The 24450-nt window shown below is 70.1% G+C and carries 19 protein-coding genes; 10 read left to right on the top strand and 9 right to left on the bottom strand.

The window, feature by feature from the left end; all coding sequences use genetic code 11:
- Window positions 1-192 precede the first annotated feature (192 nt).
- Both glgB and J2S57_RS16590 read left to right on the top strand, forming a co-directional pair.
- Window positions 193-2538, top strand: a complete 2346-nt coding sequence (glgB, locus tag J2S57_RS16595; protein ID WP_307243756.1) for a 1,4-alpha-glucan branching protein GlgB — start codon at window positions 193-195, stop codon at window positions 2536-2538.
- A gap of 46 nt (window positions 2539-2584) precedes the next feature.
- Window positions 2585-4555 carry a M13 family metallopeptidase gene (locus J2S57_RS16590; protein WP_307243753.1) on the top strand — a complete coding sequence of 657 codons (1971 nt, stop codon included), beginning with the start codon at window positions 2585-2587 and terminating at the stop codon, window positions 4553-4555.
- 60 nt (window positions 4556-4615) lie between these two features.
- On the opposite strand, the gene J2S57_RS16585 is transcribed toward J2S57_RS16590, so the two are convergent.
- From J2S57_RS16585 to J2S57_RS16565, 5 genes are all read right to left on the bottom strand, one after another.
- Window positions 4616-5935 (bottom strand): 2-dehydropantoate 2-reductase N-terminal domain-containing protein, encoded by a 1320-nt coding sequence (locus J2S57_RS16585; RefSeq protein WP_307243750.1) that lies wholly within the window; start codon window positions 5933-5935, stop codon window positions 4616-4618.
- A gap of 320 nt (window positions 5936-6255) precedes the next feature.
- Entirely contained in the window at window positions 6256-7224 is a 969-nt protein-coding gene (locus J2S57_RS16580; RefSeq protein ID WP_307243747.1) for a tetratricopeptide repeat protein, read from the bottom strand.
- 37 nt (window positions 7225-7261) lie between these two features.
- Window positions 7262-8251 carry a DUF8094 domain-containing protein gene (locus J2S57_RS16575; RefSeq protein ID WP_307243745.1) on the bottom strand — a complete coding sequence of 330 codons (990 nt, stop codon included), beginning with the start codon at window positions 8249-8251 and terminating at the stop codon, window positions 7262-7264.
- Complete coding sequence (locus J2S57_RS16570; protein ID WP_307243743.1) at window positions 8248-10113, bottom strand: hypothetical protein; 1866 nt, start codon at window positions 10111-10113, stop codon at window positions 8248-8250. Before J2S57_RS16570 ends, J2S57_RS16575 begins: the two co-directional genes overlap by 4 nt.
- 12 nt (window positions 10114-10125) lie before the next feature.
- Window positions 10126-10479 (bottom strand): thiamine-binding protein, encoded by a 354-nt coding sequence (locus tag J2S57_RS16565; RefSeq protein WP_307243740.1) that lies wholly within the window; start codon window positions 10477-10479, stop codon window positions 10126-10128.
- A 376-nt stretch (window positions 10480-10855) separates the two neighbouring features.
- Between J2S57_RS16565 and J2S57_RS16560 the strand changes: the two genes are divergently transcribed.
- Window positions 10856-11641 carry a hypothetical protein gene (locus tag J2S57_RS16560; protein WP_307243736.1) on the top strand — a complete coding sequence of 262 codons (786 nt, stop codon included), beginning with the start codon at window positions 10856-10858 and terminating at the stop codon, window positions 11639-11641.
- On the opposite strand, the gene meaB is transcribed toward J2S57_RS16560, so the two are convergent.
- Together meaB and J2S57_RS16550 are read right to left on the bottom strand one after the other, a co-directional pair.
- Complete coding sequence (meaB, locus tag J2S57_RS16555; RefSeq protein ID WP_307243732.1) at window positions 11555-12574, bottom strand: methylmalonyl Co-A mutase-associated GTPase MeaB; 1020 nt, start codon at window positions 12572-12574, stop codon at window positions 11555-11557. The two genes, J2S57_RS16560 and meaB, sit on opposite strands and share 87 nt — an antisense overlap.
- A gap of 60 nt (window positions 12575-12634) precedes the next feature.
- Window positions 12635-13828 carry an acetyl-CoA C-acetyltransferase gene (locus J2S57_RS16550; protein ID WP_307243729.1) on the bottom strand — a complete coding sequence of 398 codons (1194 nt, stop codon included), beginning with the start codon at window positions 13826-13828 and terminating at the stop codon, window positions 12635-12637.
- Between the two features lie 116 nt (window positions 13829-13944).
- On the opposite strand from J2S57_RS16550, the gene J2S57_RS16545 reads away from it, so the two are divergent.
- The 6 genes from J2S57_RS16545 (at window position 13945) to J2S57_RS16520 (ending at window position 19903) form a co-directional block, all read left to right on the top strand.
- Entirely contained in the window at window positions 13945-14868 is a 924-nt protein-coding gene (locus J2S57_RS16545) for an Fpg/Nei family DNA glycosylase (RefSeq protein WP_307243724.1), read from the top strand.
- Window positions 14869-14894: 26 nt separating this feature from the next.
- Entirely contained in the window at window positions 14895-15317 is a 423-nt protein-coding gene (mce, locus tag J2S57_RS16540; RefSeq protein WP_307243720.1) for a methylmalonyl-CoA epimerase, read from the top strand.
- Between the two features lie 143 nt (window positions 15318-15460).
- Window positions 15461-16798, top strand: coding sequence for a crotonyl-CoA carboxylase/reductase (ccrA, locus tag J2S57_RS16535; RefSeq protein WP_370882664.1), 1338 nt, complete (start codon window positions 15461-15463; stop codon window positions 16796-16798).
- 73 nt (window positions 16799-16871) lie between these two features.
- Window positions 16872-18134: a coiled-coil domain-containing protein gene (locus J2S57_RS16530; RefSeq protein WP_307243713.1), complete on the top strand. Its 1263-nt coding sequence runs from the start codon at window positions 16872-16874 to the stop codon at window positions 18132-18134.
- A 180-nt stretch (window positions 18135-18314) separates the two neighbouring features.
- Entirely contained in the window at window positions 18315-19544 is a 1230-nt protein-coding gene (locus tag J2S57_RS16525) for an AI-2E family transporter (RefSeq protein WP_307243710.1), read from the top strand.
- Entirely contained in the window at window positions 19541-19903 is a 363-nt protein-coding gene (locus J2S57_RS16520; protein ID WP_307243707.1) for a DUF952 domain-containing protein, read from the top strand. Before J2S57_RS16525 ends, J2S57_RS16520 begins: the two co-directional genes overlap by 4 nt.
- Before the next feature lie 4 nt (window positions 19904-19907).
- On the opposite strand, the gene J2S57_RS16515 is transcribed toward J2S57_RS16520, so the two are convergent.
- Window positions 19908-20477 (bottom strand): SigE family RNA polymerase sigma factor, encoded by a 570-nt coding sequence (locus tag J2S57_RS16515; RefSeq protein WP_307243704.1) that lies wholly within the window; start codon window positions 20475-20477, stop codon window positions 19908-19910.
- Between the two features lie 140 nt (window positions 20478-20617).
- Window positions 20618-22399: a 3-hydroxyacyl-CoA dehydrogenase family protein gene (locus tag J2S57_RS16510; RefSeq protein WP_307243700.1), complete on the bottom strand. Its 1782-nt coding sequence runs from the start codon at window positions 22397-22399 to the stop codon at window positions 20618-20620.
- Window positions 22400-22669: 270 nt separating this feature from the next.
- Between J2S57_RS16510 and J2S57_RS16505 the strand changes: the two genes are divergently transcribed.
- Window positions 22670-24340, top strand: coding sequence for a S8 family peptidase (locus J2S57_RS16505; RefSeq protein ID WP_307251063.1), 1671 nt, complete (start codon window positions 22670-22672; stop codon window positions 24338-24340).
- Window positions 24341-24450: the final 110 nt, after the last annotated feature.

The following is a 24450-nucleotide window of genomic DNA, read 5'->3' as shown; positions in this document are numbered from 1 at the left end:
CACCGCTGCGCCGTGGCTTCCGGCCGAATCGTTACCTGGCCATCGCATCTGGCCCTGACCACGGCATTGAGGCGCAGGGTGAGCAAGAGATTACTCCAAGTAGGGTAATCGCGGGTCGAGATCCACCTCCCGGCGCCGGAGCGGTGTCGCCGCACCATGCTCACCCGTCCGATGCATGCCAGACTTCCCGACATGGCACAGTCTCCGACTTCGCAGAGCCCCCTCGAAGCGAGCACCGCCGCGCTTTCCAGCAGCGACATCGTCGTGACGTCAACGGTGAAACCCGTCGACTCCGACGTGCTCGCGAAGGTCGCGGCCGGCGCCTACTACAACCCGCACTCGGTGCTGGGCGCGCATCCGTACCTGGGCCGCGTCACGGTCCGTACGCTGCGCCCGCTGGCCACCGAGGTCGCGGTGGTGACGGAAGACGGTGAACGGCATCCGCTCACGCACGAGCAGGACGGCATCTGGGTCGCCGTGCTGGATCGCGCGACGGTCGGCGACTACCGCATCGCCGTGCACTACGAGGGCACCGGCGAGCAGGTTCTCGACGACCCCTACCGCTTCCTGCCCAGCCTGGGCGAGATCGACCTGCACCTGATCGCCGAGGGCCGGCACGAGGAGCTGTGGCGTGCGCTCGGCGCCCACCCCCGCCGCTTCCCCGGGCTGATCGGCGACGTCGAGGGCACGTCGTTCGCGGTCTGGGCGCCGAACGCCCAGGCGGTTCGGGTGGTCTCGGACGCCAACAGCTGGGACGGGCGCACCCACGCCATGCGCAGCCTCGGGGGCTCCGGCATCTGGGAACTGTTCGTGCCGGGCATCGGCGCGGGCACCCGGTACAAGTACGAGATCCTGGCCAAGGACGGGCACTGGCGGCAGAAGGCCGACCCGATGGCCTTCGCCACCGAGATCCCGCCGCAGACCGCGTCCGTCATCACCGAGTCCTCCTACGAGTGGAACGACGGCGCCTGGCTGGCCGAGCGCGACGGGTTCCAGGCCCTGACCCGCCCGATGAGCATCTACGAGGTGCACCTCGGCTCCTGGCGCCAGGGTCTGAGCTACCTCGAGATGGCCGACCAGCTCGTCGGTTACGTGAAGGACCTGGGCTTCACCCACGTCGAGTTCCTGCCGGTGGCCGAGCACCCGTTCGGCGGCTCCTGGGGCTACCAGGTCACCGGGTACTACGCGCCGACCTCACGCTTCGGCAGCCCGGACGAGTTCCGGCACCTGGTGGACAAGCTCCACGAGGCCGGCATCGGCGTGATCATGGACTGGGTGCCCGCGCACTTCCCCAAGGACGAGTTCGCGCTGGCCCGCTTCGACGGCGAGCCGCTGTACGAGCACGGCGACCCGCACCGCGGCGAGCACCCCGAGTGGGGCACGCTGATCTTCGACTTCGGCCGCACCGAGGTGCGCAACTTCCTGGTCGCGAACGCGCTCTACTGGCTCGAGGAGTTCCACGTCGACGGCCTGCGGGTCGACGCCGTGGCCTCGATGCTCTACCTCGACTACTCGCGCGAGTCCGGGGAGTGGACGCCGAACAAGTACGGCGGCCGCGAGAACCTGGAGGCCGTGGCCTTCCTGCAGGAGGTCAACGCCACCGCCTACAAGCGTCACCCCGGCGTGATGATGATCGCCGAGGAGAGCACCGCCTGGCCGGGCGTCACTCGTCCCACGCACCTGGGCGGCCTCGGCTTCGGCCACAAGTGGAACATGGGCTGGATGCACGACTCCCTGGGCTACGTGTCCAAGGACCCGGTGTACCGCCAGTACCACCACCACCAGATGACGTTCTCGCTGATGTACGCGTACAGCGAGCACTTCGTGCTGCCGATCAGCCACGACGAGGTCGTGCACGGCAAGGGCTCGCTGCTGGGCAAGATGCCGGGCGACCGCTGGCAGCAGCTCGCCAACGTGCGTGCCTACCTCGCCTTCATGTGGTCGCACCCGGGCAAGCAGCTGCTGTTCATGGGCCAGGAACTGGGCATGGACCGCGAGTGGTCGGAGGAGCGCAGCCTCGACTGGTGGCTGGAGGACACCCCCTGGCACGCCGGTCTGCAGCAGCTGGTGCGTGACCTGAACCGGATCTACACCGACCGGCCCGAGCTCTGGGAGGCCGACAGCGACCCGTCCGGGTTCCAGTGGGTCGACGCGAACGACAGCCAGCAGAACACCTTCTCGTTCATCCGCCGCGACGCCTCGGGCAACCCGCTGGTGGCCGTGGTCAACTTCTCCACCGAGCCGCACGAGGGCTACCACCTCGGTGTGCCGAACGAGGGCCGCTGGCTGGAGCTGCTCAACACCGATGCCGAGGGCTACGGCGGTTCCGGTGTGGGCAACCTGGGCGCCGTCGAGGCGGTGCCGGTGCCGTGGCACGGGCAGCCGTCGTCGGTCACGCTGCGGGTGCCGCCCCTGGGCATGGTGTGGCTGGTGCCGGAGTCGACCCCGGAGGCCGGATGGGCCCCGAGTGGCCCGGCGCACGAGGTGCACCACGAGTCCGGCCCGGGTTTCCAGCCGGTGGATTCGGCGGAGGGCTGAACGTCTGATCCTGTCCTGATCGAGGGGTAGCTGGTTAACTCGGGCCATGAGGTCCGGTATCGACATCGAGCAGCTCAGCCCCTCGATCAGGCCGCAGGACGACCTGTTCCGGCACGTGAACGGGACCTGGCTGGACACAGCCGAGATCCCGCCCGACAAGTCGGTGTACGGCACCTTCCACCGGCTGCGCGACGAGGCCGAGGCCCAGTTACGGGTCCTCGTGGAAGAAGCCGCGAAGTCGTCCGGTGAGGCAGCGCCGGGCAGTGAGGCGCAGAAGGTCGGAGACCTCTACGCCAGCTTCCTCGACGAGGAGCGCATCGAGGCCCTCGGCATCGCCCCGATCGCCACCGACCTGGCCCTGGTCGAAGAGGTCACCGACCTGGCCGGGCTGATCCAGGCGTTCGGCGTGCTGGAGCGCTCCGGCAGCGGCAGCCCCTTCGGCTACTTCGTCAACAACGACGCGATGGCCTCCGACCGCTACGTCATGTACCTGACGCAGGGCGGGCTCAGCCTGCCCGACGAGTCGTACTACCGCGACGAGAAGTTCGCCGAGGTCCGCGCCGAGTTCCTCGGGCACGTCGAGCGGATGTTCGTGAAGGCCGGCGTCACCGACGAGGCCGGCGCGAAAGACGCGGCGCAGCGCATCCTGGCGCTGGAGTCGAAGCTGGCGCAGTCCCACTGGGACCGGGTGACCAACCGCGACGCCACCAAGACGTACAACAAGAAGAACCGGGCCGAGCTCGAGGAGCTGATCCCGGCGTTCGACTGGACCGCCTGGATCGACGCGCTCAAGGTGCCGCAGAGCGCGTTCGGTGAGGTCGTCGTCCGTCAGCCCTCGTTCTTCACCGCCCTCGGTGAGGCGCTCACGCAGCAGCCGCTGGCCGACTGGAAGACCTGGCTCACCTGGCGCACGCTGCACGGCTCGGCCACGCTGCTGAACGCCGAGCTGGTCGAGGAGAACTTCTCCTTCTACGGCAAGACCCTGACCGGTGCCACGCAGCTGCGCGAGCGCTGGAAGCGCGGCGTCTCGATGGTCGAGTCGGCGCTCGGCGAGGCCGTGGGCAAGCTCTACGTGGAGGAGCACTTCTCCCCCGCCGCCAAGGCCCGCATGGTCGAGCTGGTGGCCAACCTGGTCGAGGCCTACCGGCAGAGCATCACCACGCTCGACTGGATGAGCGAGGACACCCGGCTCCGCGCCCTGGAGAAGCTCGGCTCGTTCACCCCGAAGATCGGCTACCCCGACACCTGGCGCGACTACTCCTCGCTGGAGATCGTGGCGGGCGACCTGGTGGGCAACGTCCGCCGTGCCGGTGACTACGAGATCGCCCGGGAGATCGACAAACTCGGCAAGCCGGTCGACCGCGACGAGTGGTTCATGACCCCTCAGACGGTCAACGCGTACTACAACCCGCTGATGAACGAGATCGTCTTCCCGGCCGCGATCCTGCAGCCGCCGTTCTTCGACGCGGAGGCCGACGACGCCGTCAACTACGGCGCGATCGGCGCGGTCATCGGGCACGAGATCGGCCACGGTTTCGACGACCAGGGCTCGAAGTACGACGGTTCGGGCAACCTGAACGACTGGTGGACCGACGCCGACCGCACCGAGTTCGAGAAGCGCACCAAGGCCCTGATCGAGCAGTACGACGCCCTCGAGCCCCGGCAGACTCCCGGGCACCACGTGAACGGCGCGCTCACGGTCGGCGAGAACATCGGTGACCTGGGCGGTCTTTCGATCGCCTACACGGCCTACCGGATCGCGCTCGAGGGGTCCGAGCCGCCGGAGCTCGACGGTCTCACCGGCTGGCAGCGCTTCTTCATCTCGTGGGCGCAGGGCTGGCGGGGCAAGGGCCGCGACACCGAGGTGATCCGCCGCCTCGCGCTCGACCCGCACTCCCCCGAGGAGTTCCGCTGCAACGCGGTGGTCTCGAACATCGACGAGTTCCACGCGGCGTTCGGGGTGAAGGAGGGCGACGGGCTCTGGCTCGCCGAGGACAAGCGCGTGCGCATCTGGTGATCTCGTGACACGAAAGGGGCCCTGGTCGTCGTTGACCAGGGCCCCTTTCGCATTCGCGGGCTAGCGTCCTAGCTGCCGCGGGATCCACGAGCGACGCTGCGCGCGGCGAGAGGGGTGGTTGGCGCCCGGGTCGAGTTGCACCTCGCCACCGGCGAGTTCGCCCGCCTCGGCGCTCGCCTCCGGCGTCGGGGCCTCTTCGACGGGGGACGTGGTGGTCGCGGGCGTCTCGAACCGCACCGGCTCGGTGGCCGGGAACTCCACGGCCGGGTACGACTCGGCCGCGGGGAACTGCTCGAGGGGTGGGTACTGCTCCACCGGCGGGGCGAACTCGGCCGCGGGACGCGGGGTCTCGGGCTGGTAGTGCTGCTCGAGGTGGTAGGGGGCCTGGGTCTCGTAGGGCTCGTACGGCTCCGCGGAGCGCGGCGGCCGGCCGTACTCGGGCGCGTAGTAGTAGGGCCCACTGGCCAGCATGCTGAGCGCCTCCATCTCGGCGTCCAGGCGCTGCTCGAAGCCCGAGTTCACGCCGACCACGGCGGACAGCAGCGGCATGGGCAGGCCGATCTCCTCGGCGAACCCGAGGAAGCCCTGGGTGTCACCGGGCAGCTGAGCGCCGCCGTAGGGCGCGCCACCCCAGATGCCGTACTCCGGGTTGAGCGAGCCCTCGACCGAGGTGGCCACCGTGCTCGCGACGTCGTCGGGGTCGAGGCCGAGCCGGTCACAGACCCGCCAGATCTCGTTCCAGAAGCTGATCTTCGTGGCGTTGAACAGGCTGTGCGCGCACTTGATCATCTCCGCCTCGGCCGGGTCGTCGAGCAACCGCAGCTGCCCGCCCGGGGACATGAGGGGCGAGAGCAGGTCGCGAACGTTGGCGTTGACCCGCTCGTTCTCGGCGCCGATCACGGTCAGCTGCGGGCGCACGGTCTCCATCGCGTGGCGGCCGGAACGCGAGGCGCCGCTGCGGGTGTCGAAGTGCGGGCTGGCGACGATGTGGAACCCGGTGCCGTCACGGCGGCCGGAGTGCAGCTCGACCAGCGGGCGCACCAGGTCGCGGGTGGTGCCGGGCGGCACGGTCGAGCGCACGATCACGGTGTGCACGGCGTCGGCGTGGGCCAGGGCGCGGCCCACCGCCTCGGAGCCGGCCGCCACGTCGGCCAGGTGGTGCCGGCCGGCGACGATCCGGGTGGGGGTGCAGATGAAGACGAAAGACTCCGGCTCACCGGCCAGGTCGAGATCGCGGCGGGCGTCGAGGCCCTCGTTCACCAGCACCGCGACGCGACGCGGGTCGATGTCCACGAAGGTCACCCGATGCCCGGCATGCCCCAGCGCCCGGCCGGTGGCAGCGCCCACCGATCCGGACCCCACGATGAAGACGCGCGACATGGTTCCCCTCCAGGCCGGGCCACGAAGACCCGCGAGCAAGACAACGATAACGACTGACAGTTATCGGCCGTTGACAAGGAGTCACGGCATGACGTCATCTAACCCCGCCGCACAGCTCCCGGTCAGGCGCCCAGGCCCGACATGAGTCAGAATCCGGCAAACGGAGGGGCGCTCGGTAGCCCGCTCGCTAGACACTCCCCGGTGTCAGCCTGATCTTTTGCCCCGGACGGCGAAAGGCGTCGGCACCCACCCGGGTGCCGACGCCGTCCGTCATTGGTCCTTCTTGAGAGCCGCCGCGAGCGCTCAGATCCGAGAACGCCTCAGAAGAGCGCGTTGGCCAGCGCGATCCGTGCCTTCGGAACCCGCGGGTCTTCCTTACCGACCACGTCGAAGAGCTCGACCAGGTGCGAACGCACCTTGTCGCGGTCCTCGCCGCTGGTGACCCGCACCGTGTCGATCAGCCGCGCGAACGCGTCTTCGATGTGCCCACCCAGCACGTCCAGGTCGGCCACCACGATCTGCGCGTCGGCGTCGGCCGGGTTCTGGGCCGCCGTCTGCCGGGCCTGGTTCGGGTCGACGCCGTTGGTGCGCTTCATCAGCTGCACCTGGGCCAGGCCGACCTTGGCCAGGTCGTCGGCCGGGCTCTCGCGCAGTGCCTGCTCGTACGCGGTGATCGCCGCGTCCAGGTCGTCCCGCTCGATCGCGTCGTACGCCTCCTGGTGCAGCGGAGGCAACGGCTCCTCCTCCGGCTCGGCGTCGTCGTCGGCCTCACCGGCCGGCTCGGCCGCGAGCACACCGGTGACACCGTTCGCCTCGGCCACGCGCAGGAGCTCGTCCAACACCGCGCGCACCTGGGCGTCCGGTTGGGCGCCCTGGAACAGCGGGATCGGCTGGCCCTTGACCACCGCGAAGACGCTCGGGATCGACTGCACCTGGAAAGCCTGCGCCAGCTGCGGATTCGCGTCCACGTCGACCTTGGCCAGCAGAATCCGGCCGTTCAGCTCGGCGGCCAGCGACTCCAGCAGCGGTGACAGCTGCTTGCAGGGCCCGCACCACTCGGCCCAGAAGTCCAGCACCACCGGAACGGTCTGGGACTGCTGGATGACCTCGGTCGCGAACGACGCGTCGGTCGTGTCGATGACGAAGGCGCCCGGCGTTCCCGCCGGACCACCAGTGGCGCTCTTCGCACCCGTGGGAGCGGCCGGCCGCGCGGCCAGTCCTCCCAGATCCACCGCACCGCGCAGGTTGAGCGAGGGCCTACCTGCTCGCATCCCCGGCTGGTTCGTCATCGAGGGTTCCCTTCTCCTTGCCCCGATATGTACGTCACTACTTCACCACGGCCTCGACGTCACCCTTGTCGGCGGCGACGACCCGGATTCGTTCCTTCGAATCCGTGGCCGGGACGTGCAGCACCACGACCTCCACCGCGGTGCGGGTGAAGGACTTGCTGAAGCTCAGTTCGTCCTTGCTGCCGGCGAGCGCGGCCAGGTCGGCGTCCTTGACCCTGACCTTGCCCGAGCCGGACTTCACCTTCACCGTGTAGGTCTGGCGGAGCTGGCCCACGACCAGGGCCCCGCCGTCGTCCGTGCGCAGGGCCAGGGGGGCCTCGTCGACGGCGACGTGCTTGCTCGACACCGTCGCCACCTCCTTCAGGCCCTCCTCGTCGGCCGCCAGACGCTGCAGCAGCTGATCGCTGTACTCGCTGCGGCGGAAGTTGGCGGCGCCCTTCCCCTTGCCCTTGCCGTTGAGGTAACCCGCGAAGCCCTCGATCGCTTCCGCCGGGCTCAGGAGCAGCCCCTCGGCGTCGGCGGCGAGCACCGAGGCGTCGGTCGTGGCCTGCGGCAGGCTCGCGCCCGGCAGCATCATCGTCTCGGCCCAGAGCCCGTAGGGGGCGCGGGCCTCGTCGGACCGCAGCACGCGCACCAGGTAGGTGGACGAGTTCTGGCTCTGCCCCACCGCCAGGAAGAACCGGGGCCACGCGGTGGTGCGCGGAACCACCAGGGCCTGGCGGGTGAACGCGGCCGGCTCGGCGACCTTCTTCTTGCGCCGGGCCGCGATCTTCGCCTCGGCCAGCCGGATCTGCAGGTACGGGCCGGTCAGCCGGGCGTCGGCGGTCTCGGTGGTGTCCTTGGAGCTGACGCCGTCGGACACGGCCGCGTCGACCGCGTCGAGGATCGAGCGGGCCTGGCCGGACTCCACGACCGGGTAGGCCCGGGTGTCGGCGCGGGGGGCCGTGATCGTCACCTCGCCCTGGCCGCAGCTCGCCACCACGAGGGGGGTGAGCAGCAGGCCGAGGGCGGTTCTGCGGCGGATCATGCCTTGCTCTCCTCACGGGCCCGGGCACGCAGCATCATCGAGGCGATGACGCCCGCCACCAGCAGCACGATGCCGACGGCGATCCAGGCCGGGGCGGGGTTCGAGGTCGGGGCGCCCGACCAGGTCAGCGTCACGTCCTGCGGGGCCGGCTGGGAGCCGTCGGTCGCGATCACCAGGCGCCACTGCCCGGAGGCCGGGTCGGTCCAGGTGAGGTCGGCCGAGCCCTGACCGAGCGAGCTGACCGCCCAGACGTCGACGCCCGCCGGGTCCGGGGCCTCCGCGGTGTCGCTGCCCACGCGCCGGGTGACCAGCGTGGACTCGTCGTGGTCGATGCCGGTGATGCGGTCGTTGGCGGCGTCGGCGAGGTACGCGTCGACGTCCGCGGCCCGGCCCACGCCGACGAACACCGGAGCGCTGCCCGAGCCCGAGGCCTTCACCTCGAGCCGGGTGCCCTCCAGCGCGAGGGCGCCGACCTCGGTGGTCACGAACTTGTCCGAGTGCGCGCCGAGTGTGGCGGTGACAGTGCTGGAGGGAGCCCAGACCGTGGCCTTGAGGCCGCCCACGGCGAGCACGACCAGGCCGGCCACCGCCAGCAGGGCCGCGAGCGAGCGCAGCACGATGCCGCCGAGGCGCTTCTGCTTCGTGGGGCCGATGGTGGACGCGTCGGTCGCCTCCCCCACCCGCCTCCCCTCGGTCTCGGGCCGGGTCTGCGGCGCTTGTTGCCGTGGCTGCTGCGCTTGCTGTTGCGGCTGTGTGCGGGCCGGGGTGGACGTGATCGAGCCGGTGGGCATGCTGATGGCCCCGGTCTCGTAGAGCTTGCGCTCGCGGCGGGACGTGAACTGCCCGGTCGGCAGCTGCCCGGTCGGCAACTGCCCCGTGGGCTGCTGTCCGGTGGGCGGCTGTCCCGTCGGCGGCTGTCCCGTCGGCGGCTGTCCCGTCGGCGGCTGTCCCGTCGGCGGCTGTCCGGTGGGCCGAACCAGCTCGCCGGTGGACGGGTGGAGTGTCGGCTCGAGCGCTGTGCCGGTGCTCTCAAGGGTCGGGATCTCCGGCCGCTGGCCTGCGGGTGAGGCGGTCTGCGGGTACCGGTCAGCAGAAGTGCCCGTCTCGGGGAGACCGGGGCGGGCGGTAGATCGGAAAGCCCCACTCCCCGGACGCGGCCCCGCGGCAACCTCGCCGGAACGCGCTGTCTCCCCGGATCCCGCCGCCTCACCGGAGCGCGTGGTGCCGCTCTCGGGCGCGGTGTCGGCCCGCGGCGCAGACTCGGCCCGAGACGCAGACTCGGCCCGAGACGCAGACTCGGCCCGCGGCGCGGTGTCTCGGGAGCGGGCGGCGTCCGTGTCCGGAAGAGCGATGGACCCAGGCGTCGGCAGGACAGTGGGCTTCGGGGCCGTGCCGGGCGAACTCTGCTGGTTCTGGCTGCCGACGACCGACGAGTCGCTGGGAGCGGTGCGCGCGTCTTCCGGGGGGAGGCTCGCGCCCTGGCCCGACTTCGCCGCGTCGGTGTCAGGCAGCGCGATGGACCCGGAACCCTGCCCGCCGTGACGCTGGTTCAGCGACATACGCCAGATGGCGCCGGTGGTGGGGCCGAGGGCTCGGGGGATTCCGGGCAGCGGCGGGCGGTCGGTGGTCGTGCCGGTGCCGTCCTGCGGACCGGTGCCCGAATCGCCGGTGACCGCGTCGTCTTCCGCAGCGGGGCGGGCGGCGACGTTCTGCTGCGTGCTTTCGGGCGCCGGGGCTTCGTCACCGGAGTCGGCGCCGGGCCGGCGCACGATCGAGAGGTCGGCGCCCTCGTGAGCGGTCTCGGTGATGCCGCCGCGGCCGGACCGGGGCAGGCCGGAAGGATTGGTGTGGCTGTCTGACATGCGCGCTCCGGGTCAGTCGGTCGCCACCGGCGGGTCGCCGGCGGCCGGGCCGTCCTGGCCGTGAGAGGTGTCGTGAGACTTCAGGGCCGCCTCGAGCCGCTCGACCTTGGCGGTCATCTCGCCGCTGTACCCAGACCGGATGTCGGCCTTGAGCACCAGGGAGACGCGATTGCCGTGCTTACCCACGGCCTCGCAGGCGCGCTTGATCACGTCCATGCACTCGTCCCACTCACCCTCGATGGTGGTGAACATGGAGTCGGTGCGATTGGGCAGGCCGGAGGCACGGACGATGGCGACCGCGTCTGCCACCGCCTCGGAGACCGACTCACCACTGCCGTTGGGGGCAACCGAGAACGCGAACAACACGCTGTCCACCCTAGCCGCAGTTGCCCGGAAAAGATTTCACATCCATAACAACTGCATCGTGAGCTGCGGTGATGCCAGACATAACCCCGAGGCCAGACCCCTCCCACCCGGGAAGACGGACCGGTCGGCGCCAAATGTGAGGTCCGTACCCCGAGGGTGCTGTGAGGGTGCAGTCCGCGGTGGACGGCGGGCGCTCGCAACCGTCGACGAGGCACGGGAAGCACCTGCGCCGACAGAGCGAGGAGGCGGCGAGCAGGACGAATTGCGGACGCCGTTCACGATCGGCAGGATCCTGCGCTGCGTCCCGGGGCGGGCTCACACCGGACGAGGGAGAAGGCAGGAGACTGTCCACAGACTGTGAGGGGCAGGCATCACCATGGCACTTCGCTTCAACCCCGCTCCCGGCTGGCCCACGCCTCCCGAGGGTTTCGACCCTCCGCCGGACTGGATCCCCGATCCCGGCTGGCCCGCGGCCCCTGAGGGCTGGACCTTCTGGGTGGACGACGAGGCCGACGCGGCCCCAGCTGCCCCCGTCATCTACTGGAGCAACGACGCACCCCCGATCGCGCCGGAGAACCCCGGGCCCTCGTCCCCGTCCGCCGAGGCCTCCCGGCCGGCGGGTCAGGTGTTCTGGAGCCAGCCGGCACCCGCTCCTCCCAGCGACATCAACGGCACGCCACCGAGCAGCAGCACGGCCGACCGGCGTCAGGCGCCCAGCCCCACCGGCCCCCTTCGCCGCTCGCAGGCCATCGCCCTCGCCGGCACCCTCGCCGTCATGCTGGGTTCCGTCGTTCCCTTCGCCGATTACGACACCGTCTTCCTCTACGGCCTCGATCTCGAGATGCGGGTCACTCCCCTGGCCACGCCGTCGGCCCTGGCCGTCTCCTTCGTCTACGGGCTGGCCCTGACCGCCCTGGTCGTCGCCTCCCGCCGCGCGCACCTGCGCAGTCCCGCCTGCATCGGCCTGCTCGTCACCGCTCTGCTCGGCTTCGGCGGCTACCTCCTCTACACCATGATCGGCCTGACCAGCGGCTACGAACCAGGCGGTCTCTACGGCACCCAGATCGTGCACTGGTCACCCGGCCCGGGCGTCGCCCTGTGCATCCTCGGCACGGCCGTCGCCGCGTTCCAGTCCGTCATCATTCTGCGCGAGCCGTCGTAACACCAGGTCCGCCACCTCGTAAGGGTTTTCGCTCCCTCGAGGCAGGTCCCGAAGCCCTGCACGCACCCTCGCCAGCACCAGCGCCGACACCTCCGCCGCGAACCGCACGCGGCGCCGGGCCTCCAGCTCACCCGACCCGCGCAACCAGGTGAGATGAGCTTCGGCCGCGACCACCACGTCTTCAATACCCTGCCCCCGACGGGCGACCAGCTCGAGAACCGGCGGCTTCCAGGCCTTCGAAGACTGACCGAGCACCGCCCGCAGCTCCCGCGCCGTGGCCGACGCACCCGGGCGATCGGCCTTGTTCACCACGAAGACGTCACCCACCTCGAGGATCCCGGCCTTGGCGGCCTGCACCCCGTCACCCGCGCCGGGCGCCAGCAGCACCACCGTCGTGTCTGCCAGGGATGCCACCTCGACCTCGCTCTGCCCCACCCCGACGGTCTCGATCAGCACCACGTCGAACCCGGCCGCGTCCAGCACCCGCACCGCCTGCGGCGTCACCACCGAAAGACCGCCCAGATGACCTCGGTTCGCCATCGACCGGATGAACACCCCCGGATCGGTGGCGTGCTCGAGCATCCGCACGCGATCGCCGAGCAGCGCACCGCCCGAGAACGGCGACGACGGGTCGACCGCCAGCACCCCGACCCGTCGCCCCTGCTTCCGGTACCAGCTCACCAGTGCGGACGTGGTGGTCGACTTCCCCACTCCGGGCGGCCCGGTCAGCCCGATCACCACCGCCCGTGCCTCGACAGCCGCCAGCGACTCCATGAGGGAGGGCAGGAGCGGGCTTTCGTGCTCGATCAGCGAGAGCAGCCGCGCCACCGCCCTCGGCTCGCGGCGGCGGGCACCGGCGATCAGCTGCGCGACCCGCCCCCTCGAAAAGGCGGGCGCGCCAACGCGATCGCCCGTCACCGCGTCCTCAAGCACCGCAAGAACTCAAGCACCGTCAGAACTCAATCACCGTCAGAACTCAGGCACCGCAAGAACTCAAGCAGGCACATGCAGGATCAGCGCATCCCCCTGCCCGCCACCCCCGCAGAGCGCCGCCGCACCGATTCCGCCACCGCGCCGCCGCAGTTCGTGAGCCAGGTGCAGCACCAGCCGCGCCCCCGACATCCCGATCGGGTGCCCGGTCGCGATCGCCCCACCGTTCACGTTCACCTTCGCCGGGTCGATGCCCAGCTCTCGCGTGGAGGCCAGGCCGACCGCCGCGAACGCCTCGTTGATCTCGACCAGGTCGAGGTCGCCGACCGTCAGGCCCGCACGCCGCAGCGCCGCCTTGATCGCGTTGGCCGGCTGCGACTGCAACGTCGAGTCGGGCCCGGCCACCTGCCCGTGCGCCCCGATCTCCGCGATCCAGGAGAGCCCCAGCTCGAGCGCCTTCGAACGCGACATCACCACCACCGCCGCCGCCCCGTCCGAGATCGGGGAGGCCGAACCGGCCGTGATCGTGCCGTCCTTGCGGAACGCCGGGCGCAGCCGCGAGAGCACCTCGACCGTCGTGTCGCCCCGCACCCCCTCGTCCGCGGCGAACGACAGCGGCTCGCCCTTTCGCTGCGGAATCGACACCGGCACGATCTCGTCGTCGAACAGGCCGTTCTTCTGCGCCGCGGCCGCCTTCTGGTGCGAGGCCGCCGCGAACGCGTCCTGCTCGGCCCGGCTGAACGAACGATCGTCCACGTTGGCGGCCTCGGTCAGCGCGCCCATGGCCTGATCGGTCCAGGAGTCGTGCAGCCCGTCGAGGTCCAGGTGGTCTTTCAGCGACACGTCGCCGTACTTGAAACCACCCCGGCTGCCCGGCAGCAGGTGCGGGGCCTGGGTCATCGACTCCATGCCCCCGGCCACGACGATGTCGAACTCACCCGCGCGGATCAGCGCCGAGGCGGTCGCGATCGCGTTGAGGCCGGACAGGCAGATCTTGTTGATCGTGATCGCGGGCACGCTCAGCGGAATCCCCGCCCGGGCCGCCGCGATCCGGGCCGGCCCCTGACCGACCCCGGCCTGCAGCACCTCGCCCATGATCACGTACTCGACCAGCGACGGGTCCACGCGGGCCTTCTCGAGCGCGCCCCTGATCGCGACGGCCCCCAGCTCGGGGGCCGAGAACCCCTTCAGCGAGCCGAGCAACCGGCCCACCGGCGTACGGGCCCCGGCGACGATGACGGTGGTCTGATCGGTCACGGCTTCCTCGCAGTTCGACAGAAGTTCGACAGCAGTACGGCAGAGGGCACGAAGTCTCGTCTCCAACGTAACAACGCCCCCGGGGCTCCGCCGGGTGTCAGGGGCCACATCTTCCGATGGCCGCGCCCGGCGGAATCTGCTGTACTCGCGGGCACTCGAGAGAACCTCAAAGACGTCCGCAACTGCACTCACGCTGCACCCGAACACCGGAGACCACGCTGCCCGAGGGCCACACGATCCACCGGCTCGCCAAGAACCTGGACGAGCTCTTCACCGGCACCGTCGTACGCGCCAGCGCGGTGCAGGACAAGTTCGCCGCCGGGGTCGCCCAGCTCGACGGCGCCACGGTCACCGGCACCGACGCCTGGGGCAAGCACCTGTTCGTGCACGCCTCCCCGGCCGGCGGCCGTCCTCCGCTCTGGCTCCACGTGCACCTAGGCCTCTACGGCAAGTTCCTGCACGGCAAGGGTTCCCCGGCCGCTCCCTGGGGGCAGCTGCGGCTGCGTCTCGAGAGCGAGCGCGGGTGGGCCGACCTGCGAGGGGCAACGGCCAGCGAGCTTCTGGACGCGTCGGAACGTCAGCGCGTCATCGACCGGCTGGGTGCCGATCCCCTGCGCAAGAACGCGGACGGCGACGAGCCGTTCGAGCGGATCAGCCGGTCGAGGACGGCGATCGGGGCGCTGCTGATGGACCAGAAGGTCATCGCCGGGATCGGCAACGTGTACCGGGCCGAGATCCTGTTCCGGCACGGCATCGATCCGCACCGTCCGGGCCGGGGCGTGACCTCCGACGAGTGGAGCCTGCTCTGGGCCGACCTGCAGGTTCTCATGCGGGCCGGGGTACGCAGCGGCAAGATCGTCACCACCCGGCCGGACGACCGGCCCCGCGGCCGGCGCACGGCCGCGACCGTGCGCCGCGAGGACTCGCACTACGTCTACCGGCGCGCGGGTGAGGCCTGCCGGCGGTGCGGCACGCCGGTGGCGACCGAGGCGATGGTGGCGCGCAATCTCTACTGGTGCCCGAAGGATCAGGCGTACTAAGGGGTTTCGGCCGTATGGTCGTCGGCATGAATGATCTCTTCACCACCATCGACCACGTCGGCGTCGCCGTGCCCGATCTGGACGCCGCCATCGCCTACTACCGCGACGTGCTGGGCATGAGCCTGGCCCACCGCGAGGTCAACGAGGAGCAGGGGGTGGAGGAGGCGATGATGGCGGTCGGTGATTCCGGCTCTCACGTGCAGCTTCTCGCCCCGCTGAACGAGAGCTCGACGATCGCGAAGTTCCTCGACCGCTCCGGCCCGGGCCTGCAGCAGATCGCCTACCGGGTCGAGGACATCGATGCCGTCTGCGCCACCCTGCGTGAGCGCGGCGCCCGTCTGCTCTACGACTCACCCCGGCGCGGCACCGCGGGCAGCCGGGTCAACTTCATCCATCCCCGGAGCGCCGGTGGCGTACTCGTGGAACTGGTGGAACCCGCTCCCCGGTGAGGTGCGTCACCGCACGCCCCCTACTGCCGGGCCGGCCGGCTGCCTAACGTCATAAGTGTCGGCTCCACAGCCACTTTCGATCGGCGCCCCATCCTCTCGCGCCGGCTCTCATGACGTTCATCGGTTTCACGCCGGAGGCAGCCGTGCAGAAGATTCTCGACGCCATTTTGTCCCAGCAGGCCACCCGCGACGACTACCTCGCACTGGAGGTCCCGGAGTCGTACCTCGGGGTGACGGTGCGTGCCGACGAGGTGGGCCTGTTCGAGGGCCTGCCCACGAAGGACAAGGACCCGCGCCGCTCGCTGCACCTCGACGAGGTGCCGGTGCCGGAGCTCGGCCCGGGCGAGGCGCTGGTCGCGGTGATGGCGAGCGCCGTCAACTACAACACGGTCTGGACGTCGATCTTCGAGCCGGTGCCGACGTTCACGTTCCTGAAGAAGTACGGCCGTACCGGACCGCTCGGCGCACGGCACGACCTGCCGTACCACGTGGTGGGTTCCGATCTGGCCGGGGTGGTGCTGCGTACCGGGGCCGGGGTGCAGGCCTGGGGGCCGGGTGACGAGGTGGTCGCGCACTGCCTGTCGGTCGAGTTGGAGGCACCGCAGGGGCACGACGACACGATGCTCGACCCTCAACAGCGTATTTGGGGCTTCGAGACGAACTTCGGCGGCCTGGCGCAGCTCGCCCTGGTGAAGACGAACCAGCTGATGCCCAAGCCGGCGCACCTCACCTGGGAGGAGGCCGCCTGTCCCGGGCTGGTGAACTCGACCGCCTACCGACAACTCGTCTCCCGCAACGGGGCCGCGATGCGGCTCGGCGACACCGTTCTCATCTGGGGTGCGTCGGGCGGCCTGGGCTCCTACGCCACCCAGTTCGCGCTGGCCTCGGGGGCCACGCCGATCTGCGTCGTGTCGTCGCCGGCCAAGGCCGAGCTGTGCCACCGGATGGGCGCCGAGCTGGTCATCGACCGGGTCGCCGAGGGGTTCCGGTTCTGGAGTGACGAGCGCACCCAGGACCAGCGGGAGTGGCGGCGCCTCGGCTCCCGCATCCGTGAGCTGACCGGTGGGCGGGACGTGGACATCGTGTTCGAGCACCCAGGCCGCGAGACGTTCGGGGCCAGTGTCTACGCAGCGAAAAAAGGGGGAACGGTGGTCACGTGTGCATCAACATCTGGTTACATGCACGAATATGACAATCGCTATCTGTGGATGAACCTGAAACGCATCGTAGGATCGCACTTCGCGAACTACGCCGAGGCGTGGGCTGCGAACGACCTCGTGTCGCGCGGGCTCATCCATCCGACGCTGTCTCGTACTTATCCGCTCGACCAGGCTGGACAAGCTGCATTTGACGTTCACGGCAACCGTCATCAAGGCAAGGTGGGAGTACTCTGCCTCGCACCGGGTGAAGGTCTCGGCGTGCGCGATGAAGCCCAGCGCGAGCGGCATCATCAAGCAATCACCAGGTTCAGGAACGTCTAGGCCCGGGCGGCGGGCCGTCAGGGAGGACTGAGTAGTGGCCGGCGAACAGAGCCCCCATGGATTCCAGATCGTCATGCGTGGTTTCGATCGCGCCCAGGTGGAGGAAAGAATTGCCTCCCTGGAGTCCTCCCTGCGAGACGCCAGAGGTCGCGTCGAGGAACTCGACACCCGCGCCCTGAAACTTTCCGGCGAGGTGGCGGAGGCCCACCGGCAGCTGCGCGAGGTTGAGCGCCCCTCGTACAGCGGCCTGGGCTCCCGCATCGAGCAGTTGCTGCGCCTGGCCGAGGAGCAGGCCAGCGACGTGATCGCGGCCGCCACCAAGGAGGCCGAGGAGGCAGTCGCCCAGGCCCGGGTGGAGGCGGCGCAGCACCGCGCCGCCGCGCAGAACGAGGCGGCCGAGGCCACGGCCCTGGCCCAGCGCGAGACCGCCGAGCTCCGCAACACCGCGAACGCCGAGGCCGAGGACATCGTCGGCACGGCGACCCGCAAGGCCGAGGAGATGCTGGCCGTCGCCGAGCGCGAGGCCTCCAAGCTGAAATCGGTCACCGAGCACGAGACCTCGGAGAAGCGCAGCACGGTCGACCGTGAGCTGGCGCGCCTGCGGGCCACCGCCGAGCGCGAGGTCACCGAGCTCCGGGCGGCCACCAAGCGGGAGACCGACGAGGCCCGGGGTGCGGCCAAGCGTGACGCCGAGGAGATGCGTTCCACGGCCAAGCGCGAGTCCGAGGAGATGCGCTCGTCCGCGGCCGCGGCCCTCGAAGAGGCCCGGGCCCGCGCCGAGCAGATGAGCACCGACCTCGAGGTCAAGCTCGCCGCCCGTCGCGAGGAGGCCGAGCGTCTCGACGCCGAGCGTCACGAGCAGGCCGTGGGGCAGGCCACCCAGCTGGTGGCCGAGGCCGAGCAGCGCGCCAACGCCGCCGAGAGCCGCGCCGGAAAGGCCGTCAACCAGGCCGAGGCCGTGCGCCGCGACGCCGACGAGCACGCCAAGACGCTCGTGGGCAACGCCCGCCGCAACGCCGACCAGGTCATGGCCGAGGCCCGGGCGCACGCCGACAAGGTGCTGTCCGAGGCCAAGGGCGAGGCCGACCGCAACCGCCGCGCCGCACAGCGTCAGGTGGACGAGCTGATCCGTCAGCGCGACAGCATCACCGGTCACCTCGACCAGCTGCGCGCCCTGCTCGGTGGCGGGATGCCGATGAACGCGGGTTCGCTCGACAAGGTCGCGCAGGCCGCGTCGCACAACCCGCAGGACGAGCCCCAGGGTGAGGCCGGGCAGGACGGCGAGCAGCGCACGATCGTGCTGCCCGACGCCGCGCCGGCCGGGTCCAAGCGCTAGACCGGATCCAAGCGCTAGACCGGGTCTAAGCACCAGGACGGATCCAAGCGCCAGGACGGGTCTGGAGATTCACCTCACCGCAACGCCGTCCGGTATCTCACCGGGCGGCGTTGCTGTGTATGGGGCCAGAATGCGATCTTGCACGGAAGCGATCTTCGACCCTGAAACGGAGCCCCCGCGGTGTCGCAGCAGTCGGACCCCGACCACCAGTCCGCCCTGGGCGCGGAACCCCCCACCGCCGAGCCCGGGCGGGTGAAGGAGTCGACTCCCGAGCACCCGGCGGGTGAACCCGAGGAATCGACCCTGCCGACGCCGCCGCCGCTGGGCGAGCCGGTGAAGGGCGACCCCAAGTTCGGCCGCCCCGGCCCGCCGATCAACACCAACAACCCGTTCTACTTCGGCTTCATCGCCACCATCGGCGCGCTGCTGGCGTTCCAGCTGATGAAGATCGTGGCCGACCTGTCGCAGACCATCACGCTGGTCGTCATCGCCGCGTTCCTGGCCGTCGGCCTCGACCCGGTGGTGCGCTACCTGCAGCGCCAGGGCCTGCGGCGCGGCGCCTCGGTGGCCATCGTGTTCGTCGTGGTGATCGGCATTTTCGGCGGCTTCGCGGCCATCATCATCCCGGACATGGTCGACCAGGCCACCGAGCTGGTGAACTCGGCGCCCGACCAGATCGACAACCTGACGAAGACGCCCTGGATCAACGACCTGAACGCGCAGTACGGCGTGATCGACAACCTCAGCAAGCAGATCCGCGACCGGGCCAGCAACGGCGAGACCGTGATGCAGGTGTTCGGCGGGGTGCTCGGCGCCGGCAAGGCGGTGCTGTCCGGCCTGGCCAGCACCTTCACCGTGCTGATCCTGACCCTGTACTTCCTGGCCTCGCTGAACAACATCGCCGAGGCCGGTTACCGCCTCGTGCCGCGCAGCCGCCGCACCCGGGTGCGGGCGCTGGGCGACGAGATCATCAAGCGCATCGGTGGTTACGTGGCCGGGCAGGTCGCCGTCGCCACGATCAACGGCGTCTGCAGCTTCGTGATGATGACGATCCTCGGCATCCCCTACGCCGCCGTGCTGGCCTTCGTGGTCGGCGTGCTCGGGCTGATCCCGCTCGTCGGTGCCACCATCGGCGCGGTGCTCGTGGTGCTGGTCGGGCTGTTCCAGTCGGTGCAGATCGCGGTCGTCGCGGCCATCTACTACGTGATCTACCAGCAGGTCGAGAACTACCTCATCGCCCCGCGCATCATGTCCCGCACGGTGGCCGTGCCCGGGGCGGTGGCGCTGATCGCGGCCTTCGGCGGCGGTGCGCTGCTCGGTGTGCTGGGCGCGCTCATCGCCATCCCGATCGCCGCCGCCATCCTCCTGATCATCCAGGAGGTCCTCATCCCCCGTCAGGAGCGCGCGTGACCCGCGTACTGCACATCGCCCTGAGCACCGACTGGGCGGCCGCCGTGTCGTCGGGGTCGTACGAGATCTCCACGCGGGGACTCACGCTGGCCGAGCAGGGGTTCATCCACTGCTCGGCGGCCGGCCAGGTCGAGGGCGTCCATGCCGGGTTCTACGCCGACCTGGAGCCGTCGCAGCTGGTGCTGCTGGTGGTCGACGCCGAGCGGTGCCCGTCGCCCCTGCGGTGGGACGAGGTGCCCGGCTCCGAGCGTCCTTTCCCGCATTTCTACGGGCCCATAACGGTGGACGCGGTGGTCGCGGCGATCCCGTTCGTCACCGCTGCGGTGCCCGGGTTCGACGGCTACGACGTCACGCCCTGAGGGCTCAGGCCGGGACCGACGTCATCATGTCGCGCATCTTGGCCAGGCCGCGGTGGGCATTGCTGCGCACCGTCACCTCACTGCACTTGAGCAGCACCGCGATCTCGCTGTCGGGCAGGCCCTCGTAGTGCCGCAGCACCAGCACCGCGCGCTGCTTGGCCGGCAGGCGGCGCAGCATGGCGATCAGCTGGTCGCGCTCGGCGCGGTTCTCCGAGCCGTCGCCCGAGGGCATGTCGAGCACCAGCACCGAGTCGGTCACCCGCTCGCGGCGGGCGGCCCGGCGGAACCACGACGTGCAGGCGTTCACGACCATCCGGCGCACGTAGGCGTCGACGTCGTGGGCCGCGCTCACCCGGGCCCACTGCAGCAGGGCACGGCCCAGCACGTCCTGCACCACGTCTTCGGCCAGGTACGGGTCGCGCAGCAGACCGCGCGCCAGCCGCACCAGAGCCGGGCCGCGACTGGCCACGAACTCCTCGAACACCAGCGGGCCCGGTACGTCCCGGCCGATCACCTGGTCGGAGACAGACCGGTGCGCATCGTCTGCCGACGCGTCGGCAGGCTGCCGCACCACCACGTTCCCCTCACAGATCTCGCCCGGTCTTGCCAGTTCACCGACAGTCTCGTGTCGCGCCCCCGTGAACGGCTCGCAGTGCCGTATCCGCGCAATCGGGCGCCAGCCTAACCGCAGCTTGCGACTGGCTGTGCATCGAGCTAGCCGTACGTACGGAATCCGCGCCCAGATTTACGCCCCAGATAACCCGCTGTGACGAGGTGCTGCAACATCGGTGACGGGGCGAAGCCTGGTTCACGGAACTCCAGATAGAGAACCTTCTCGATGGCCAGTGATACATCCAGGCCCACCACGTCCAGAAGCTCGAACGGGCCCATCGGATATCCGCAGCCCAGCCGCATGGCCCGGTCGATGTCACCCGCATCGGCATAGTGGGCGGAGAGCATCTTGACGGCATTGTTGAGATACGGGAACAGCAGGGCGTTGACGATGAACCCGGCCCGGTCGCTACAGGTAACAGGATGCTTACGAATTCGGCGGCACAGTTTCAGAGCGGTCAGAGTCACACGCTGCGAGGTCGAAACCGTGCTGACCACCTCGACGAGTTTCATCGCCGGGGCCGGGTTGAAGAAATGAATGCCGACCACGTCCTGTGGCCGCCTCGTCACGGCCGCGCATTCGATGACCCCGAGTGAGGACGTGGTGGTCGCCAGCACGGCCCCCTCCCGGCAGATCCGGTCGAGTTCGCGGAACAGGGCCTGCTTGACGCCGAGATCCTCGACGACGGCCTCGATCACCAGGTCGACGTCGCGCAGGTCGTCCAGCGCGGTCGTGCCCCGCACCCGGGCCAGGGCCTCGTCGCGCTGTTCCGGCGTCAGCCGTCCCTTGGCCACCGACCGCTCCAGGTTGCGTCTCAGCCGGGCCCGCACCGCCTCCACCTTCTCCATGCCGCGCCCGGCGAACAGCACGTCCAGGCCCCCGACCGCGAGCACCTCCACGATCCCGGTCGCCATCGTCCCCGTGCCGACCACGCCGACCCGGCGGACGTCCGCCCCCTCCTCACCCCCGGAGGTGACCTCGGGCGCCGACGGGACCGACGCGTCCACCATCACCGAAGACCCGGGCGCCGCATAGGTGTAGAAGCCCCGCCCACTCTTGCGCCCGGTGCGCCCCGCACTGACCATCTGCCGGATCAGCGGCGCCGGCGCGTGCAGACGGTCGAGCGTGCGCCGGTGCAGCGAGTCGAGGATCTCGTAGGCGGTGTCCAGCCCGATCAGGTCCATCAGGGCGAGCGGGCCCATCGGCAACCCGCACCCCAGGCGCATGGCCGCGTCGATGTCCTCGCGAGCCGCGTACCTCGCCTCGAACATCGTCACCGCGTGGTTGAGATAGCCGAACAGCAGCGCGTTCGCGATGAACCCGGCCTGGTCGCCGACCACCACCGGCTCCTTGCCGAGCGCCCGCACCAGGGCCGCCGCGTCGTCCACCACGTCCTCGTCGCTCACCACCGTGCGCACCACCTCGACGAGCCCCTGCACCGGCGCCGGGTTGAAGAAGTGCAGACCCACCACCCGGCGCGGATTGCCTGTGGCGACAGCGATCTCGGTGACCGGAAGGCTGGAGGTGTTGGTGGCCAGCACCGTGTCCGGCCGCACCACCGCATCGGCCTGCGCGAGCACCCGCTGCTTCAGCGCGAGCGTCTCCGGCACCGCCTCGATCACCAGATCGGCGTCGGCCAGGTGCACCACGTCGGTCGCGAGACGGATGCGGCGCAACAGCGCCGTGCGGTCGTCGGCGGTCAGCTTGCCCCGCTCCACCGCCCGGTGCGTCGACGCTTCCAGGCGCCCGCGCGCCCGGTCCACCGCCGCGTCATCCATCTCCACCCCGACCACGTCGTGACCGTGACGGGCGAGGACCTCCGCGATGCCCGCCCCCATGGTGCCCAGCCCGATCACCCCGACGGTCTGTATCTGCCGCGCCATCGTCAGCCTCCTTCAGCTACCCGGTCTCCCATGGTCGTCCGGAGCGAAAGGTCTTGACGGGACCGGATTTGTCGTGCACGCCACCTTCGGAAGGGGGTCTTGACGAACCTGTCGCCGTATCCTTCGCCACCTTCCGGCAGAAAATTCTTCACTATCCATTCAAACCGGACGGAAGAACCGATATAAGTCATCCGGTATGCGCACTGAAGTTCCACCGCGAAGCTCCGCGACGAAGGGACAGATTCGATGCGACAACTCGGCGTCTGCATGGTGACAGCGTTGACCGCCGTCACCGGCGCCCTGCTCGTGGCCACCACCCCGGCCTCGGCAGCACCCGTCACCACGGCCGCGAGCACCACCGCGACCGAGTACATCGTTCTGCAGGACGCGAATTCAGGCTCCCTGGCGGCGAAGGCGGCCGTCGAGAGGGCCGGCGGCACCGTGGTCGCAGACAATTCCGCACTCGGCTACGTGGTGGCCCGCAGCAGCCGGGCCGACTTCGGGGCGAAGGTCAACGCCGACTCGACCGTTCTCGGGGCGGCGGCCAACGAGATCATCGGCCGCGCACCGGAACTCAAGCAGGCCGACCAGTTCCAGATCGAGCAGCTGCGGGCCGACGCCCCGAAGACCTCGGGCCGGGGCGCGCACCACGGATCGGGCGCGGGCAGTGAGCCGTTCGCCGATCTGCAGTGGGACATGAAGCAGATCGACGCCACGGCCAAGGGCTCGTACGCCAAGCAGAGCGGCGACAAGAAGACGCTGGTCGGCGTGATCGACACCGGTGTCGACGGGTCGCACCCGGACATCGCGCCGAACTTCAGCAAGAAGCTCTCGCGCAACTTCGTCACCGACATCCCGGCGATCGACGGCGAGTGCGAGGTCGCGAGCTGCAAGGACCCGGCCGATGTCGACGACGGCGGGCACGGCACCCACGTGGCCAGCACCATCGCCTCGCCGGTGAACGGCATCGGCATCGCCGGCGTGGCGCCCGACGTGACGCTGGTGAACATCCGGGCGGGCCAGGACTCGGGCTACTTCTTCCTGCAGGCCACACTCGACGCCCTGACCTACGCCGGCGACATCGGCGTGGACGTGGTGAACATGAGCTACTACGTCGACCCGTGGCTGTTCAACTGCACGAACAACCCGGCCGACTCCGCCGAGGAACAGCGTCAGCAGCAGGTCACCCGCACCGCGGTGCAGCGGGCCCTGAACTACGCCCGGAACAAGGGCGTTCTGCCGGTCTCGGCCGAGGGCAACGAGGCGACCGACCTGAACAACCCCACCACCGACACGGTTTCGCCCAACTACCCGGAAGGTGCCGCGAAGACCCGCACGATCGACAACTCGTGCATCAACGTGCCGGCCGAGAGCAAGGGCGTGCTGACGGTCAGCTCGACCGGGCCGAGCAAGCGCAAGGCCTACTACTCGAACTACGGCACGCAGGAGACCGACGTCGCCGCCCCGGGTGGTGACACCTACGACACCGCCGACGGCACCCGGAACATCGCCAACGCGGTGCTCGGGGCCTACCCGAAGCACCTGGCGATCGAGAACGGTGACATCGACGAGAACGGTGAGCCGACCAACACCGCCGTGCTGAAGTCCTGCAAGGGCTCGGTCTGCGGCTACTACCAGTACCTGCAGGGCACCTCGATGGCCTCGCCGCACGCCGCGGGTGTGGCCGCCCTGGTGGTCAGCGAGTACGGCAAGAAGGACAAGAGCGGGCTGGGTCTCGACCCGGACAAGACCGAGGCCAAGGTGCTGAAGTCGGCCACCGAGACGGCCTGCCCGAACCCGCGCACGTTCCACTACCACCGGATCCTGACGACCGGTGCGGTCGTGGACTCGTACGCCACGTGTGAGGGCCCGAAGTCGGACAACGGCTTCTACGGTCACGGCATCGTCAACGCGAAGGCGGCGGTGACGGGCAAGCTGTAGTCCCGTAACGGACGCAGGCGGCGGGCTCCCCTCCGGAGCCCGCCGCCCGCGCCGTGTTTCGGGTGCTTTCCCGACTCAGACAGACCAGGACCGCTCCCCCGCTACGGCCA

It is taken from the genome of Kineosporia succinea (assembly GCF_030811555.1).
GTDB classification, from domain to species: domain Bacteria; phylum Actinomycetota; class Actinomycetes; order Actinomycetales; family Kineosporiaceae; genus Kineosporia; species Kineosporia succinea.
This window is presented reverse-complemented; position numbering and strand designations above follow the sequence as displayed.

Bases quoted from the DNA above. Each gene is read 5' to 3' on its own strand.
- J2S57_RS16585 (WP_307243750.1), bottom strand. From the start codon at position 5,935: ATGTCGCGCGTCTTCATCGTGGGGTCCGGATCGGTGGGCGCTGCCACC.
- glgB (WP_307243756.1), top strand. From the start codon at position 193: ATGGCACAGTCTCCGACTTCGCAGAGCCCCCTCGAAGCGAGCACCGCC.
- J2S57_RS16545 (WP_307243724.1), top strand. From the start codon at position 13,945: ATGGCCGCGCCCGGCGGAATCTGCTGTACTCGCGGGCACTCGAGAGAA.
- J2S57_RS16570 (WP_307243743.1), bottom strand. From the start codon at position 10,113: ATGTCAGACAGCCACACCAATCCTTCCGGCCTGCCCCGGTCCGGCCGC.
- J2S57_RS16530 (WP_307243713.1), top strand. From the start codon at position 16,872: ATGCGTGGTTTCGATCGCGCCCAGGTGGAGGAAAGAATTGCCTCCCTG.
- mce (WP_307243720.1), top strand. From the start codon at position 14,895: ATGAATGATCTCTTCACCACCATCGACCACGTCGGCGTCGCCGTGCCC.
- J2S57_RS16580 (WP_307243747.1), bottom strand. From the start codon at position 7,224: ATGACGAACCAGCCGGGGATGCGAGCAGGTAGGCCCTCGCTCAACCTG.
- J2S57_RS16575 (WP_307243745.1), bottom strand. From the start codon at position 8,251: ATGATCCGCCGCAGAACCGCCCTCGGCCTGCTGCTCACCCCCCTCGTG.
- J2S57_RS16510 (WP_307243700.1), bottom strand. From the start codon at position 22,399: ATGGCGCGGCAGATACAGACCGTCGGGGTGATCGGGCTGGGCACCATG.
- J2S57_RS16590 (WP_307243753.1), top strand. From the start codon at position 2,585: ATGAGGTCCGGTATCGACATCGAGCAGCTCAGCCCCTCGATCAGGCCG.
- J2S57_RS16560 (WP_307243736.1), top strand. From the start codon at position 10,856: ATGGCACTTCGCTTCAACCCCGCTCCCGGCTGGCCCACGCCTCCCGAG.